Origin of the sequence: Lysobacter hankyongensis (genome assembly GCF_039543145.1) — a bacterium.
GTDB lineage: Bacteria > Pseudomonadota > Gammaproteobacteria > Xanthomonadales > Xanthomonadaceae > Lysobacter_I > Lysobacter_I hankyongensis.
Map to the genome: position 1 here is coordinate 120,678 of NZ_BAABJE010000018.1, position 16,397 is coordinate 137,074.

General features: G+C 67.2%; 9 protein-coding genes. 5 read left to right on the top strand and 4 right to left on the bottom strand.

What is annotated here, in order from left to right:
• Nucleotides 1-39: 39 nt before the first annotated feature.
• The 4 genes from recC (at nucleotide 40) to folE (ending at nucleotide 9,517) form a co-directional block, all read left to right on the top strand.
• On the top strand, nucleotides 40-3,495 hold the full coding sequence (gene recC, locus ABD974_RS17010; RefSeq protein ID WP_345304535.1) for an exodeoxyribonuclease V subunit gamma: 3,456 nt from the start codon (nucleotides 40-42) through the stop codon (nucleotides 3,493-3,495).
• Nucleotides 3,492-6,884 (top strand): UvrD-helicase domain-containing protein, encoded by a 3,393-nt coding sequence (locus ABD974_RS17015; RefSeq protein WP_345304536.1) that lies wholly within the window; start codon nucleotides 3,492-3,494, stop codon nucleotides 6,882-6,884. The genes recC and ABD974_RS17015 overlap by 4 nt, the downstream gene beginning before the upstream one ends.
• A complete protein-coding gene (gene recD / locus ABD974_RS17020) occupies nucleotides 6,881-8,806 on the top strand; it encodes an exodeoxyribonuclease V subunit alpha (protein WP_345304537.1) in 1,926 nt (641 codons plus the stop codon). The genes ABD974_RS17015 and recD overlap by 4 nt, the downstream gene beginning before the upstream one ends.
• 63 nt (nucleotides 8,807-8,869) lie before the next feature.
• Nucleotides 8,870-9,517: a GTP cyclohydrolase I FolE gene (gene folE, locus ABD974_RS17025; protein ID WP_345304538.1), complete on the top strand. Its 648-nt coding sequence runs from the start codon at nucleotides 8,870-8,872 to the stop codon at nucleotides 9,515-9,517.
• 296 nt (nucleotides 9,518-9,813) lie between these two features.
• On the opposite strand, the gene ABD974_RS17030 is transcribed toward folE, so the two are convergent.
• The 4 genes from ABD974_RS17030 to ABD974_RS17045 form a co-directional block, all read right to left on the bottom strand.
• Nucleotides 9,814-11,076 (bottom strand): hypothetical protein, encoded by a 1,263-nt coding sequence (locus ABD974_RS17030; RefSeq protein ID WP_345304539.1) that lies wholly within the window; start codon nucleotides 11,074-11,076, stop codon nucleotides 9,814-9,816.
• A gap of 147 nt (nucleotides 11,077-11,223) precedes the next feature.
• On the bottom strand, nucleotides 11,224-11,622 hold the full coding sequence (locus ABD974_RS17035; protein WP_345304540.1) for a hypothetical protein: 399 nt from the start codon (nucleotides 11,620-11,622) through the stop codon (nucleotides 11,224-11,226).
• Between the two features lie 1,242 nt (nucleotides 11,623-12,864).
• Nucleotides 12,865-14,505 carry a hypothetical protein gene (locus ABD974_RS17040; RefSeq protein ID WP_345304541.1) on the bottom strand — a complete coding sequence of 547 codons (1,641 nt, stop codon included), beginning with the start codon at nucleotides 14,503-14,505 and terminating at the stop codon, nucleotides 12,865-12,867.
• 636 nt (nucleotides 14,506-15,141) lie between these two features.
• A complete protein-coding gene (locus tag ABD974_RS17045) occupies nucleotides 15,142-15,441 on the bottom strand; it encodes a DUF2834 domain-containing protein (protein WP_345304542.1) in 300 nt (99 codons plus the stop codon).
• 105 nt (nucleotides 15,442-15,546) lie between these two features.
• On the opposite strand from ABD974_RS17045, the gene ABD974_RS17050 reads away from it, so the two are divergent.
• Nucleotides 15,547-16,359 (top strand): helix-turn-helix domain-containing protein, encoded by an 813-nt coding sequence (locus ABD974_RS17050; protein ID WP_345304543.1) that lies wholly within the window; start codon nucleotides 15,547-15,549, stop codon nucleotides 16,357-16,359.
• The last annotated feature ends 38 nt before the right edge of the window (nucleotides 16,360-16,397 follow it).

Genomic DNA, 16,397 nt, shown 5'->3' on the forward strand with positions numbered 1-16,397 from the left:
AAGCGCAGACCCGCCCCGCTCCGGCATCATGACGGACCGATGCCCACCGCCTCCGCCCGCTTCCACCTGATCTACGGCAACCGCCTGGACCGCCTCGCGGCGCATCTGGGCGCGCGGCTGGCCACGCCGGCGGTGGCCGACAGCCTGGCTGCCGATGTGGTGCTGATCCCGCAGCCCGCGCTGCGTCACTGGCTGCAGCAGGCACTGGCCGAACGCCATGGCGTCGCCGCCAATCTCGATCTGTGCACGCCGTCCGAATTCGTCTGGCGGCTGCTGCGCGCCGCGCGCCCCGACCTGCCGGACGCCTCGCCCTGGGATCGCGAACGCCTGCGCTGGCAGCTCTACGCGCTGCTGGGCGACGCCCCCGCGGCCCTGCCGCCGCCGGTGCGCCGGCATCTGCAGCGGGCCTCGACCGGCGACTCCGAAGATGCCGGTCAGCGCGCGACCGGCGACGCGATGGCGCGCTACGCGCTCGCCGATGCGCTGGCCGCCGCCTACGACCGCTACCAGGCCTATCGCCCCGACTGGCTGCGCGACTGGGAGCGCAACGTGCCGGCCAGCCGCGACGACTGGCAGGCGCAGCTGTGGCGCAGCCTGCGCCAGCGCCTGAAAGGATCCCCGCACCGCGCCGCGCTGCTTGGCGAGTGGCTGACGCGCCACGACCGCGAGGCCAAAGGCTACGCCGGCATCGCGCCGCCCGGCCTGCCGCCGCGCGTCGCCGCGTTCGGCACCATCCACGTCTCGCCGGACGTGCTGCACATGCTGGCGGTGGTGGGGCAGTGGATCGAACTCGATTTCTATCTGCCGATGCCCTCGGCCGAATACTGGGGCGACGTCGAATCGCTGCGCGAGCGCGTGAAGCGCGACGGCATCAGATCGCTGTCGGAGGCGCTGGCCGACGCCGAGCGCGACAACCCGCTGCTCACCGCCTGGGGCGCCGGCGGGCGCGAGATCGTCGCGCAGCTGTTTTCCTACGACGTGGTGCTGCCGCAGCGCGAGACCGAACTGTTCGTCGCGCCGGGCCGCGACACGCTGCTGCATCGCCTGCAGCAGGACGTGCTGGCGCGCGCCGCGCCGACCGCTTCCGCATTCGAAGCCGGCGACGTGTCGCTGCAACTGCACGCCTGCCACTCGAAGCTGCGCGAAGTCGAAGTGCTGCACGATCAGCTGCGCGCGCTGCTCGACAACGATCTTCCGGACGGCCGCCGCTTCGACCCGCCGCTGCAGCCGCGCGACATCGCGGTGCTGGCGCCCGACATCGCCGACTATCTGCCGCTGGCGCGCGCGGTGTTCGGCGGGCTGGCGCCGGATGACCCGCGCTACATTCCGTTCGCGCTGGCCGACCGTCCGCAGGCGCAGTCGCATCCGCTGGTGGCGATGCTGCTGGACGTGCTGGCGCTGGCCGACGCGCCGCTCACCGCCAGCGGCTTCCGCGACCTGCTGGCGACGCCGGCGGTCGCGCATGCGCTGCAGCTCGACGCCGCGCAGCGCGCGCGCATCGACGGCTGGTTCGCCGCCGCCGGCATCCGCTGGGGCGACGACGAGCACGCGCGCGAACGCGCTGGCGCCGGCCGCTGGCGCGAATACAGTTTCGACTTCGGCATCGATCGCCTGCTCAGCGGTTACGCCGCGGGCGACGCGGCGGATGCCTCGGTCGCGGGCACCGAACTGATCGCACCGTATTCCGAACTCGAAGGCGCCGACGCCGACACCCTGGATCGCGCGCTGGCGTTCTATCGCCGGCTGCGCGAACTGGCTGCATGGATGCGTGAACCGCATGCCGCGGGCGAGTGGCGCGCGCGGCTCGCGGGCTGGCTGCAGGCGTCGCTGGCGCCGGTGCCGCAGGACGAGGCCGAGGCCCAGGCGCGACGGCTGCTGCTGGAAACGCTGGACGATTTCGCCAGCGAAGCCGCGAACGCGGGCGCATTGCCGGCGCTGCTGGTGCGCCGCGCGCTGCGCGACGCGCTGACGTTGCCGTCGCCGCATCGTCCCTGGCTGTCCGGCGGCGTGACCTTCGCCGGCATGGTGCCGCTGCGCACGGTGCCGTTCCGCGTCATCTGCCTGCTCGGTCTCGACGCCGACGCCTACCCGCGACGCGAACCCGCCGACGACATCAATCGCCTGGTCGATGCGATCCAGGGCCGCGCGCCGCGCCATCCGGGCGACCGCTCGGTGCGCGACGACGATCGCTTCCTGTTCCTGCAGCTGCTGTGCGCGGCCGGCGACGTGTTCTATCTCAGCTACGGCGGCAGCGATGCGCGCGACGGCAGCGTGCGCGAACCGTCGCCGGTGATCGCCGAGTTGCTGGATGCGGTCGAACGCATGCACGGGGAAGCGGTGCGCGAACGGCTGACCGTGCAGCACCCGCTGCAGCCGTTCTCGCCGCGCGCGTTCGGCGCCGGCGACGACGGCGGTGTCGAACCGCGGCGCTTCTCGTATCGGAAGGAGTGGGCGATGCCCGCCGCTGCGGCCGTGCAGGCGAACGAACCGCCGTTCGTGGCCGCACCGCTGGCGATGGATGCGCCCGAATCCCCGGCGCTGCCCGACCGCAATGCGCTGCAGGCGTTCTTCGCGAATCCGGCGAAAGCGTGGCTGCAGGATCGACTGGGCCTGCGACTGACGACCCGCGAGGAAACGCTGGACGACCGCGAGCCGCAGGGCCGCGATGCGCTGCGTCGCTACGCGGTGATATCGGCCCTGACCGCGGACGATCCGCCGCAGAACGACGATCAGGGCGACGACGGGAACGACGATATCGTCCGGCGCATGCGCGCGCGCGCCGAACTGCCGCCGGGTCGCGACGGCGACGCACTGATCGATGACACCCGCCCGCTGGCGCGCGGGTTGTTGGCGGAAGCGCGCGCCGTGCTGACCGCGTCGACGCCGCGCGAGGTCGTCGAAGCCACGGCGCCCGTGGCGTTCCGTTTCGATGATGTGCATCGCGATGCCGACGGCCGTCCGCTCCGGTTGATCCTCGAAGCCGGCAAGCTCGAAGGCAGGCGCCGGCTGCGCGCGGGCATCGATCATCTGCTGCTGGCTTCGGTGCACGGCGCGGCCGCGCGCACCGTGCTGGTGGGCGAGGGCGACGCGAAGGGCGGCAGGAAAAAATCCGGCGATGCGACCGACGATGCGCCGCCGATCGCGATCCAGACGTTTGCGGGCGTCGATCGCGAGACCGCGCTGGCGCGATTGGATGCGCTGCTCGCACTGTGGCGTCGAGGCCAAAGCGAACCGCTGCCGTTTGCGCCGAAGGCGGGCTGGAAATACGTCGAACGTTTCCGCGACAAGCAACCGCCCGATCACGCCGCGGCATGGGCGGCGGCGCAGCAGGCGTTCGCGCCGGGCTTCGGCGATTTCGGCGGCGAATCCGCCGACGCGTGGCTCGCGCTCGCGTTCCGTCCGCAGGGCCTGTTCGATGCGGTGGACAGCGCGCGCGCGCGGGATTTCGGCGCGGTCGCGCGCGGGATCTTCGATGCGCTGGAGACGCAGGCGTGAGCGCGTCCGGTCATCGCCCGCAACCCGCCGGCGACAGCGGCGATCTCGGTCTTTCGCTGCCGCTGCGCGGCCTGCGCCTGATCGAGGCCAGCGCCGGCACCGGCAAGACCTTCACGCTGGTCACGGTGCTGCTGCGCCTGCTGCTGGAGCGTGGGGTGCCGATCCAGCAGTTGCTGGCGGTCACCTTCACCCGCGCGGCCACCCAGGAGCTGCGCAAACGCCTGCGCCAACGCCTGCTCGCGGCGCAGAAGGTGCTGGACGGTGCGACGATCCGCGACGACGACAGCGAAGCGAACGCCGCGAAGGCCGTGCTCGCGCAAGCCGGCGCGCAGGTCGACGCCGCCACGCTGCGCGACCGCTTGCGCGCGGCGCTGGCGCAGCTCGACGAAGCCCTGATCGCCACCATCCACGGCTTCTGCCAGCGCGCGCTGCGCGAATTCGGGTTCCGCGCCGGACTGCTGGCCGATGTCGAACTGGTCGACGGCGCGCCCGAGGCCTGGGACGAGGCCGCGGCGCAGCTGTGGCGTCGCGCCGCCGGCGAGGACGGTGATCCCGCACAGTACGCGCTGCTGCGCGAGGTCTGGTCGCATCCCGCCGCGCTGGCGAAGGATCTGCCGAAACTCTGCGACCCCGCGCGCACGACGTTGCCGCGCGCGGACGAATCCGAGGCCGCGGCCGCATTGCACGCACTGCGCGCGGAGGCGCAGACACGCTTCGCGGCGCTGATGCAGCTGCGCGGCGAGCGCACCCAGGATCAGTTGATCGAAGCGGTGTGGCGCGCCAGCGAGGATCCGGCGTTCGCCGTTGCGCTGGCCGAGCGCTGGCCGCTGCTGCTGATCGACGAATTCCAGGACACCGACCCGCGGCAGTGGGACATCTTCAGTCGCATCCACGACGCGGCCGATCCGGCACAACGGCTGCTGTGCCTGATCGGCGATCCCAAGCAGGCGATCTACCGGTTCCGCGGCGGCGATCTGGCGACGTATCTGCGCGCCCGCGACCGCGTGCGTCGATTGGCTGAGACGGGCGGGGCTGCAGGCGAATACGCGCTCGACGCCAACTATCGTTCGCGGCCCGCGGTGCTGCAGGCACTGGAGACCGTCTTCACCGCGCACGCGCAGCCGTTCCGCGATCCGCGCATCGAATTCCATCCGCTGCGCGCGGCGGGCGGCGCGGCCGACGCCGATCTGCGCATCGACGATGCGAACGTGCCGGCGTTGACCCTGCACTGGCTGCCGCCGCCCGCGCCCGACAAGACCCAGCATCACTCGTCGAACGCCTACAAGGGCTTCCGTGGCAAGGAAGACGAACTGCCGCTGCTGTGCGCGACCGCGGTCGCCGCCATCGCCGATCTGCTCGCGCACGCCACGCTGCGCGGCGAACCGTTGCGGCCGTCCGACATCGCGGTGCTGACGCGCAGCAACGACGAGGCGCTGCGGATGCATCGCGCGCTGGCCGTCGCCGGCCTGCCGGCGGCGCTGCTCAGCAAGGACGGCGTGTTCGACAGCGAGGCCGCCGGCATGTTGCAGACCGTGCTCCGCGCGCTGGCCGAACCCGGCAACCCGGGACTGTTCCGCGCCGCGCTGGCGACGCCGCTGCTGGGCTTCGACGCCGCGGCGATCGAAGCCTTCGACAGCGACCCGCAGCGCTCGGCGCGGACCATCGACGACTTCGACCGCGCCGCCGCGCTCTGGCGCAGCCGCGGCCCGCTGCCGGCGCTGCTGCCGTTCGCGCGACAGGCCGCGCCGCGCTGGCTGGGCGAGATCGGCGGCGCGCGCCGGCTCACCGATCTGCTGCATCTGCTGGAACTGCTGCAGGCCGAAGCGCCGCAGCATCACGGCCCGGCCGAACTGCTGCGCTGGTTCGCCGCGCAGGCCGACGCCAGCACCCGCGAGAACGACAGCCGCCAGCTGCGGCTGGAGGCCGATGCGGGCCTGATCCAGATCACCACGATGCACAAGGCCAAGGGCCTGGAATACGCGGTGGTGGTGCTGCCGTTCGTGGCGCGGTCGAGCGAGCCGCCGCCGTCGTCGCTGCGGATCCACGATTTCCATCTCGACGACACCGGTCCGGCACGCGCATGGCTGGCGAAGGCCTTGCCGTCATCGTCCGACATCGATGCGAAAAAACTCGCCGACGACGAGGACGATGCCGAAGCGCAGCGTCTGCTCTACGTTGCGCTGACCCGCGCCAAATACGCGATCCACGCGGTGTGGAGCCGCAACGGCAGCACCGAGGACACCGCGCTGCACTGGCTGCTGCACGACGGCGCGCGCATGGGCCGCAAGGCCGACACGCTGGACGCCGCGGGCATGCGCGCGCGGCTCGACGCCTTGGCGGCACGGGACCCCGGCATCGCGGTGCGCGATGTCGAGATCGCCGCGTTGCCGGCCGCCATCGCGCGCGCGGTCGCCGGCGTCGCAGACCGCGGCGCGGCACCCGCAGTCTCGCCGCCGGTGCGCGAAGCGCGGCGCCGCTTCACCAACGACGCGCGCCTGCACAGCTTTTCCTCGCTGCACGCGCACAACGACGATGTCGAACCGATGCGCGGCGCGGAGGACGAATCGATCGCGATCGCCGACGACGAGGTCGAGGCCGCGAGCCTCGGCGGCACAGCGTTCGGCAACGCGGTGCACGCGGTGCTGGAGACCGCCGACGCCAGTGCGTGGCGGCGCGATGCCGACGCGCAGGCGACGCTGCTCGACGACCGCTGGCCCGACAGCCAGCGCGAACCGCTGGAACGCGCGCTGCTGCGCCAGGGCCTGGCGGCCACGCCCGCGCATCTGGCGCAGACCGCGCGGCTGGTGTCGCGCGCGCTGAACGTGCGGCTGCCCGGCGACGTGCGCCTGTGCACGCTGCCGGCGTCGATGCAGGTGCGCGAGATGGCTTTCCACTTCCGGTTGCGGCCGACGCGCATCGACGCGGTGTACGCGCTGCTGGACGCGCACGGCTACCCGCGCGCGCGCAAACCCGCGCAGGCGACGCTGGACGGTTTGATGCATGGCTTCATCGATCTGGTGTACCGCGACGCCGCCGGCCGCCACTACGTGCTCGACTACAAGACCAATCGCCTGCCCGGTTACGACCCCGAGAGCCTGCGTCGCGCGATCCGTCACCAGGATTACGATCTGCAGTACCTGATCTATCTGGTCGCGCTGCGCCGCTGGCTGAAGCTGCGGCGTGGTGCCGACTACGACGATGCGCGCGATCTCGGCGGCGCGGTGTATCTGTTCTTGAGAGGGATCGATCTGAGAGGGATCGATCTGCGCGAAGATGAGGGAGTCGATGCCGGCGCTTCGCGCAGCGGCGTGCATGTCGATCCGGTGTCGCCGGCGCTGCTGTCGGCGCTGGATGCGCTGTTCGACGGCGCGACGGAGGACCGGCGATGAACGGCGGCCTGCCCGCGACCCATCCCGACGCGACGCATGCCGATACCATTTCCGCGCGCGCGCTGTCGCGTCTGCACGCCGAAGGCGCGCTGCGTGGAATCGATGTCGACTTCGCCGCGCTGCTGCGCGATCGCCTGCGCGCGCCGGCGACCGTCGCGTTGGCCGGCGCGCTGGCGATGCGCGCTGTCGCGCTGGGCCACAGCAGTTTCGCGCTGAACGATGCGGATCGGCTGCTGGATGCGCTGGGCACCAGCGCGCAATTGCCGGACGTCGATGACTGGGCCGCCGCGCTTGTCGCCAGCGCCTGCGTCGCGCACGCGGAGAACGCGGGCGATGCGGGCGCGCTGCTCGCGTTCGCGCACGGACGCATCGCGCTGCGGCGCTACGCGCGTTACGAGCAGGCCCTGGCCGAATCGCTGCATCGATGCGCGCGGATCGTCACCAGCGACGACGATGCGGCCGTGCTGTCGTCCGCGCTGCGGCGTCTGTTCCCGCGCGACGGCGCGGCTGCGCATGGCGACATCGACCGCCAGGCGCTGGCCGCGGCGATGGCGCTGCGTCGTCGCCTGCTGCTGATCACCGGCGGCCCCGGCACCGGCAAGACCACCACCGTGGCGCGCTTGCTGGCCCTGCAATGGATGGCCGCGCGATCGCGCGGCGCGCCGCCGCCGCGGATCGCGCTGGCCGCGCCCACCGGCCGCGCCGCGGCGCGGCTGGGCGAAGCGATCGACGGCGTGATCCGCGCCGATCTCGCCGCCGGTCGCCTCGATGCCGACATCGCCGACGCTATCCCGCGACAGGCGCGCACCCTGCATCGCCTGCTCGGCACGCAGCCCGGGCGGGTGTCGTTCCGTCACGACGCGCGCCATCCGCTGCCGTTCGATCTGGTCGTCGTCGACGAAGCCTCGATGGTCGATCTGCCGCTGATGGCGAAACTCGTCGCCGCGGTGCCGGAGACCGCGACGCTGGTGCTGCTCGGCGACCCGGATCAATTGCCGGCGGTGGAGGCCGGCGACGTGCTCGGCGGCCTCTGCGCCGCCAGCGGCGACGGTCTCGCGCTGCCGCCCGCGGATGCGCAGGCGGTGTCGGTCTGGCTCGACACGCCCGTGCCCGCACGCGACGACGCTCCGGACGACGGCGCACCGCTCGCCGGCGCGCGCGTGCATCTGCTGCGCGGCTGGCGCCAGTCCGATGCCGCGACGCTGCAGGCGCTGGCCGACGCGCTGCAGCGCGACGATCGCGACGCGGTCATGGCCCGGCTGCGCGATGGCGGCGACTCGCTGGCCTGGCATCGCGGCGATGCGACGCCGCTGGCCGAGGTGGTGCGTCGCGAAGCGCTGCCCGCGTTCGAGGCCGTGCGCGACGCCGACGATCCCGCGCAGGCGCTGCAGCGCGCCTCGTCGCTGCGCCTGCTCACCGCGCTGCGCCGTGGCCCGTTCGGCGCCGAACACTGGAACGCGTGGTGCGCGGCCGAGCTCGGCGCGCGCGTGCCGTATTTCCACGGCCGTCTGATCGCCATCGGCGCCAACAGCGAACGCCACGGCCTCTACAACGGCGATCTCGGCGTGGTCTGGCGCGATGCGCAGGGCGATGCCGCGGTCTGGTTCGATACCGCGCAGGGCCTCCGCGCGTGGCGACCGGCGCAACTGCCCATGCACGCCTCGGCCTACGCCAGCACCGTGCACAAGGCGCAGGGCTCGGAGTTCGACCGCGTGCTGCTCGTGCTGCCGGATGCCGATGCCCGCGTGCTCTCGCGCGAACTGCTGTACACCGCGCTCACCCGCGCCCGGCGCCGCGTGGTGCTGTGGGCCGCGCCCGAAGCCCTTGAACGGGCGCTCGAACGCCGCACCTGGCGCGATTCCGGGCTCGACGCCCGGCTGCGTGCGCTCTCGCCTGCATCCGCGGGACGGTCCGGTTCGTAGACTCGCACGGTCGGCCATCGCCGACCGCGCTAACATGCCCGCCTTCAGCCGGAGACTTCCCCCATGTGTTCCGCCGATCACGACGACGCCCCTTCCACCGCCTCCGATGCGGCGCCGACCGGCGACGCGCGCCACGGCGTGACCCGCAGCCAAGCCGAGGACGCGGTCCGCGTGCTGCTGCGCTGGGCCGGCGACGACCCGACCCGCGAAGGCCTCATCGATACCCCGAAGCGCGTCGCCAAGGCCTATACCGACTGGTTCAGCGGCTACGCCGTCGACCCCGAGGAATACCTCAAGCGCACCTTCGAGGAAGTCGAGGGCTACGACGAAATGGTCGTGCTGCGCGACATCGAATTCGAAAGCCACTGCGAACACCACATGGCCCCGATCATCGGCAGGGCGCATGTCGGTTACCTGCCGAACGGCCGCGTCGTCGGCATCAGCAAACTCGCCCGCGTCGTCGAGACCTACGCCCGCCGGTTCCAGGTGCAGGAAAAGATGACCGCGCAGATCGCCCGCTGCATCGAAGATACCCTGCACCCGCGCGGCGTCGGCGTGGTGATCGAAGCCGCGCACGAATGCATGACCACCCGCGGCATCCACAAGCGCGGCGTCAGCATGGTCACCTCGAAAATGCTCGGCGGCTTCCGCGACGACGCCCGCACCCGCGCCGAATTCCTCGAGCTCATCCAGGTGCGCGGCGCGCGGTGAGCGGTGAGCGTGGACAGCGGAGGCGTTGCACCCCATCGTTGCGCCGTCACCCGCTCAGCCCGACGGATTCTCTGTCCTTTTTGACTGTCGTCCCGGCGCAAGCCGGGATCCAGCCTTGACCGAAGCCCCATCAGCCGAAGGCGGCATGCGCCATGATGGTTTGGTGCAATCGAGAAAGATGGGTGCACGATGCTGCGCTTGTGCGCCATGCGAGAGCTGGATATGCGCCTTACGGCTTGAGCGTAGCGCAAAGCACTTGGCCGACGCCACGATGCCGGGTCGGCTTGGACGAATTGCTAGGCATCAACAAGTTGCCGCATCTGGATATAGTTTTGCACGATCAGGTTTAAGCTTTCGCAGGTATTTCGCAGATTCCCATCCAGCGCGAAAGACGAATACCTCAATTCGCGGCGGGTGTCCCAATACTTCAGGCGAATATGCGGTGCCTGGAATAAGCTACCGCGCACTTCCAATTCTTCGACGTTAGAATGAATGACCAGTAATCCTCCTGGGTTCAACTCTGCCCCAAGATTTAAACTCTGTGTTGCATTTGCAGAGGCTAGTGCCGATGCCTGTGAAAAAATTTCACTCATTAATGACGAGCCGGACGATAGAAAATGAAATCCTGCTGCTGAGATTAGAATTTTTCCTGCAAACGAGTTCCGCGGTGTTAAACCAATTCCGTCTCGATGCCAGCAGCGTACTCCGGAGACTGAGTAGCAAGTTGCTTCTTCTGCAAAAATTCTGACTTGGTTCGCATCTGAGGAAGCCAATTCGAACAGCCTTTCTGTTACCCATGCCACCATTGTTTGCATTGCAGGCCATCGCTTTCGTACAAGATGGCATTTCCCTGTGGAGTCTACGTATATGGCTTGAATGTCTTCTGCGCAATCCGGCAATTGTGATTTGACGTTGATTGGAAAAAATTCTAAGAGATGTCCATAGAGCAGGACACGATTCGTGTTTGCTGCGAAAATTAAAGCAGTGCAAGTAAAATTACGGCAGTTCTTGATTTCTTCGAGCTCCCACATTAGGCCGGGACTCATATTTCCTACTCGAACGAATATCATTTTTGCTTGTAAGATCAACTCGCGAACTTTCTCTTGCCAATCATTGCCGTCAGGCACGTAGTACTTGTATGCGCCCAACTGAGCTGAAGCCTCACTCTTTGGCTTTCCTATTGCTACGATGGGAGCAATGAGTGAAAGCTTCGCCACCATGTCTACCTCATGCGTTTCTTCTGGCATTCCATAGGCACAAAGTAGGTGCCTGTAAATTTCGCCATCAATAGGTCGAAGTGAATCCACGTCGAACGATCTAAGGTACAGTGCAAAATCCTCTCCTTTGCGATCCAAGACAGCCTGCGCAGGCAGCGCCATTTCCCCGGAAATCTTCTCAGAAGATCGGCGCGCTCGTCGCATCAACAGCGGAGCCGCGACGAACGTTAAAGTGATCGCAATAGCTATAGCTAATTCTTCAAACTGTTTTGGAATGAGCTTTGGAAGCTTTGCGGCTAGGATTGTCATGCCTGCAAGAAATACATATGCATGCCACTTCATTCTATTTCTCTTCGGTCTGAATTTTTCATGCCAAGAGGAGCGTCGATTTTATAAATTTATGAAGAAACACTAGGATTTGACGTTCATACCTAACGCTTGAATTGAGAAGCGCCGCGATGCGAGGTCGGCTTGAACGGATTGTTAGGCCTAGTCTGGCTTGCTTAGTTCCTCGCTGCGGCGCTTCACTACCTCTTGAAGTGCACACAGCAGTGTGTCCGGGTTCGCTGTGGATTTCTCAGATTCTAGCAACAGTAACCCGACCTCGTGACGCGAACGGCGGTTGATACGTGCGTTGAGCTCAAAATCAAGAGCTGCAACAAGTGCAGTGGATGCGGCTGCTAAGAATGCAAGGATAGAGGCTATGTTGTTGCCAATTTCGCCGTCAGAATAAAGTTTCCCGATCAGGGCAGCGAAAGTGCTAAAGAGAATTGATGCAACCAAAAGAACGCGATAAGTGATTTTCCAGGCTTGCGCGGAAAGCCTGTATCTTGCCTCATGCGCAGAAAGCAATTCTCGTATTCTTGGAAGTTGATCTTCACTGATCATATGAACTCCATTTCTAGGCCTAAATTTTGATCAGGCCCCAAGTCAGGCCATAACGCGCAGTCTCCGCCCGCCCGCAAACCCCTGTCAACGCAACCCAGCCTGTCAAAACCAACAGGTTCTCTCAGGAAAACAGCAAATCCTTCCGCGGGCGTTGCCCGCGTTCGGGATGACAGTCGTTGGCGTCATGCCGCGGGGCCCAGTGCCGTCAGGTCCGCTTCGCGTACCACACTCTGTGCGCTGCTTCGAGTGATGCGGCGGTGGTGCAGGTGTGATCCGGATACCGTCTTCGTCGTGCGGGACGATGCCGCCCATTGCGTGTCCGACGAAGAGATCGGAAACCGAAGGCGACCTCTGGGCCGTTGGCCTGAGGCAGCGGGGCAGCGTCGCATCGCCTTCTGCACCACCCTCACGATCCGCGGCGGCCCACCCATCTCGTGTGCGACGCATGCCCGACGTCCGGCGCATCGCCGTCGACACCGGTCGTCTCCGGGCTGGCATCGCAGGCGCAATGCAGCCCGGAACATCTGCGCGGTCTCTTGAAAATCTCTCGCTTGATATCGGCGACCCGTTGCGGATCAGTCGCTTGCGGGCGAATCGCGGCCGAACCTCGAAAAGGTGACGCCCGCACGTCTTGGGCGATTGAGATCGTCGTGATATGCCAGCACCTGAAAGTCGCGTCGCGGAGTGCCGCCACGATGTGCGAAATCGAAGACGCCTCCGGGGTTTGCGACAGACGACCGCCGACGGTCGATCCCAGTGCCATCGAATCCGACCGACGGGTGCTGCAGCCACCCACGCGGTCACCCCGGCAACGCTGGACAAGTCCATCTCCGGATCGCACGTCCGGGGCAGGCACTGGGCTTGTTCAGCGCTTGCGCTTTGCCAGACGCAAGTCGCGCGCTCGCCATCCATGGCTGTGTCCGGTGCGGGGCAGTTGCCGCTGCTTGAGCGGCGATTGCTGGCGAACCTTCGCGTGGCGGAGGACGCCCGGGCGTCGCAGGACGACACCCGGGCCCCAGCTGAGATCACGTCATGGGTGCGATGGCGTTGCGATCGACGTTGATCCGGCCATGGCGGACGGACACCACGGCGCAGGCGCAGGCAGCGACGTTGCGACAGCACGATGCGATTTCATGGTGATCTTCTGCCCTATTGGAGACGACTGGCTTTCCGTCTTTCGGACGTACGGGTTCCGAAGGCCTGGAAGCAGGTCTTCGGGTCCCGGCTCTCGAATGCCGTCGATCAATGCACCGGCACTGGCGGCGCGCCCAGAATCTGGCTGAGTGCCGCGGTCGTCGTGCAGGAGGTCGAGAGCAGATTCGCCAGGTCCGTACGCCTGCGCTGCAGGTCGCCGAACACCCGGATGGTGGTTGGGACCACGGGATCCGCGACGTTGAACGTCGACGGCGACGCCGCCGTGCCGTTGCCCACCAGAAATTGGGACAGTGCGCTGGGGAAACCCGCATTGCGGGGATTGATGTGCAGGAAGTCCGCCTTCGTTTCGCTGCCGTGGCAGCCGCTGCAGGTGTTCAACGAGAATTTGTGCCGCGCGTTCGGATTGACGATTCCCGGCGCGTTCCATGCCCCACCCGGACCGGGATCGCGGTTCAGGCTGTTGCCGGCGAGGAAAGGCTGCGATTCGTACGTCAGCGGCACGATGTGAACCCCACCGACGATCGCCGTGCCGAACTCGTTGATGTATCGGCCCAGCGTGGGAGTGCCGTTGAAGGTCTCGTGCGGCGTCAGCTTGGTGGTGGTCGGCGCCAGGCGGCTGATCCCGAGCGGGCCCACCAGGGCGAATTCGCGCAGTTCCCAAGGGCCGGAGAAGGCGAGTTCGTTCGTCCGCAACTGGGCAAGTGCGCTGCCGTTGATTCTGCCGGGACTCGCGCCGGCCCTGGCGAACACATCGGTCACCCGCTGCAGGGCTTCGTTGAACTGCGCGCTGCCCAGCGGAAGGGTGCCGAGATTTTCCCACTGCTTCGCGTAGTTCAGGGGCGCGGCGCAACCGCTCAACGGCACGGCATACTCGAGGATGACGGTGAACGGCAACGCGACGCAGTTGCCGCCGGTGCGATCGATCACGCCGAAGACGAAGCGGCCTTCGCCGGAATTCACGCCGTTGCCGGATCTCAGGTCGAGACGATTGACGATCGCCAGCAGGCGCATCGGCGAACGGCTGAGATCCAGCTCGCCGTTGCTCAGTTTCGGCCAACTGGCCAGGATGCGGTTCGCGATATCCGGGCGCGCGGGGATCGGGAAGGTGTTGACCGTTTGCGTCGTCTTCCAGGTGTTGATCCAGGCCGCGACCATGTTCGAGGCGTTCGTCTGCGTCTGCAGCGGATTGGCGACGTCGGTGATCAACTTGTTGAACGTCCACGCGCCATTGCGGTTGCCGGTGTTGGTGCAGACATCGAAGGTTCTCAGCGGATCCTCGATCGTCCGCACATCCGTGATCATCAGTTCGCGTGCCGGGTCGACGGCGGTCGGATTGACCGCGGCGATGGTCGCCTGCCTGATGACGATCGGCGTCGAGTTCCGCCTTGCGCCTTGAAGCGCGCGCGCGTCGATGAACTCGGGAGCGGCGGCGCCGACCGCTTCGCGGCCTTCGAAACGCGTCGTCGCGGCAGCCCGGGTGAGCGTCGCCTGCATGCGGCGGCTCTCCTGCTCTTTCGCGAACGCGTCGAAGTCGAAGGTCATCATGCCGGTGTGCGTATCGGGCGCTTTCGGATCGCGGCGCAGGACGATGCGACGGCCGTCGAGGTCGTACTCGACCACGTCGGCGACGCTTCTGCCGCCCGCGAAGCGAACGGTCAACCGCGCGTTGCCGTCGCTACGCCCGGAAAACTCCATCGGCGTGAGGGTCAGGAAGTCCGCGCGTGGCATCTGTGCAGGTGCGGGTGACGACAGGGGAGAAGCCAGTGCCGGTCCGTCGAGGGTTGCGACAGCGAACGCAGCGGATGTCGGCTGTGCTGCCTGCCCCGATACCGCCTTCGATATTGGTTGCGCAGCCGCAGGCGCCGAAGGTGCGGCCGTCGCATGCGTTCTCGAACCGCCTGCCGTCGGTGGATCGCAGGCTGACATTCCGCACGCCATCATCAGGATCGCGATCGTGCGATGCACCGTGAATCGTGCGGAGGCAATCTCATTTCTCATCTTCATGACGTTCTGCTCCGGATGGACATGATCAGCGGCGAAACGAAAAGCGACCGAGATTCGCCGTCAACTTCTCGCATGTCGGGCGCCGCGATCACGTGATTGACTGGGAGTGCCCGCACCCCATGCGGGCGAGCCGTTTATCCCACACAATCTCCGGCGTTCAAGAAAATCCGATCTGTCGAAATTCTCTCGTCTGAATGTGTGATCGATATCGCGCGTTGAAGGTAATCGTTTCGATGCCCGCATGACCACGCAGGTAATATCCACAGCGAAGGGATCGGGCGTGCACCGGCTGTCCGGAATGATCGCCGCGAGCATGCCTGGATGAATCGCGCGCGTGTCGCCCGGTGTTCGGATCGCGAATCACACCGCAGCGTCGGGCTTCCGCCTGCCACGCGTCAGCAGATACACGAGTGGGCCGAAGGATCCCAGCAGGAGAGTGGCGACCAGCCATGGCCACGGATTGCGCCCGCGCGACCTCGCGTCGCGCCAGAGCCACATCATCACCAGGGTCAGCGCGATCACGAGATCCGCGAAGACCTGTCCGGCACCGAAGGTCTTGAAATGCGGTTCGATGATGCCCCAGTAGCCGTGTTGCCGCAGCGCCGCAGCGGTCAGGGCGCCGAAGAGGGCGAGAACGATCAGGATCAGGACGCGTCTCACGGGCGAGCACCTTCAGGGGAGGGGGCACACTGTCGGCCGGCCGGGTAGTGGGCGCAATTACCTCGGACGTTATTGCCAGCCCGCGTGACTGTGTTTGAATGCGTCATGCACAGCTCGCCTTCGCTCGTGAAAACGTTGCAGCGGACCCGCAAGATCCGGCGCATCAGTCAGCTGGAACTCGCGCTGCAGCTGGGGGTCTCCCAGCGTCATGTCAGCTTCGTCGAGAACGGCCGCGCCCGTCCCAGCCGGGATCTGCTGGTGGCCTGGCTCCAGGCGCTGGATGCGCCACTGGCCCTGAGCAACGAAGCGCTGCTCGCGGCGGGCTACGCTCCCGCCTATTCCGAGAAACGGCTGGACGATCCCTGGCTTGCCGAAGCGGGCCTTGCGCTCGACCGGCTCCTGGAGACGCACGATCCCGCACCCGCGCTGGTGCTCGATGCCGAATGGAATGTGGTGCGGATGAACAGGGGCGCGCTGTGGCTCGCCACGTTGCTGATGCCATCGGCCGCTGCCGCGCTGGAGCACGTGCAGATCAACATGCTCGACCTGCTGACGCATCCGGGCGGTCTGGCGGATCACGTCATGAACATCGAGGACGTGGGGCCGCGCTTCCTGTGGATGCTGCGCAACGACGCGGCGGTGCATCCTGCGCTGCAGCCGCGCGTGGCCGCCTACGAGGCCTATCTGTTCTCGCGCATCGGCAAGACCACGCCGCCGGGCCCCGGCGCGCGCCCGGCACCGCCCGTGCTGACCACATGCTTCGCGTCGCCGCATGGCCCGCTCGCGTTCTTCAGCATGTTCTCGACGTTCGGCACTCCGAACGACATCACGCTCGCCTCTCTGCGTGTCGAGCACATGTTCCCGGCGGACGACGCGACGCGCGCGGTCCTCAACCTGACCTGCGTACGGATTTTGTAGCCACTCAAGCGGTGAGTCCTGTGGTGATGGTATCGGGT

Excerpts from the sequence above, each read along its gene's own strand:
- recC (WP_345304535.1), top strand. The coding sequence starts at position 40 with ATGCCCACCGCCTCCGCCCGCTTCCACCTGATCTACGGCAACCGCCTG.
- recD (WP_345304537.1), top strand. The coding sequence starts at position 6,881 with ATGAACGGCGGCCTGCCCGCGACCCATCCCGACGCGACGCATGCCGAT.
- folE (WP_345304538.1), top strand. The coding sequence starts at position 8,870 with ATGTGTTCCGCCGATCACGACGACGCCCCTTCCACCGCCTCCGATGCG.
- ABD974_RS17030 (WP_345304539.1), bottom strand. The coding sequence starts at position 11,076 with ATGAAGTGGCATGCATATGTATTTCTTGCAGGCATGACAATCCTAGCC.
- ABD974_RS17035 (WP_345304540.1), bottom strand. The coding sequence starts at position 11,622 with ATGATCAGTGAAGATCAACTTCCAAGAATACGAGAATTGCTTTCTGCG.
- ABD974_RS17040 (WP_345304541.1), bottom strand. The coding sequence starts at position 14,505 with ATGCCACGCGCGGACTTCCTGACCCTCACGCCGATGGAGTTTTCCGGG.
- ABD974_RS17050 (WP_345304543.1), top strand. The coding sequence starts at position 15,547 with ATGCACAGCTCGCCTTCGCTCGTGAAAACGTTGCAGCGGACCCGCAAG.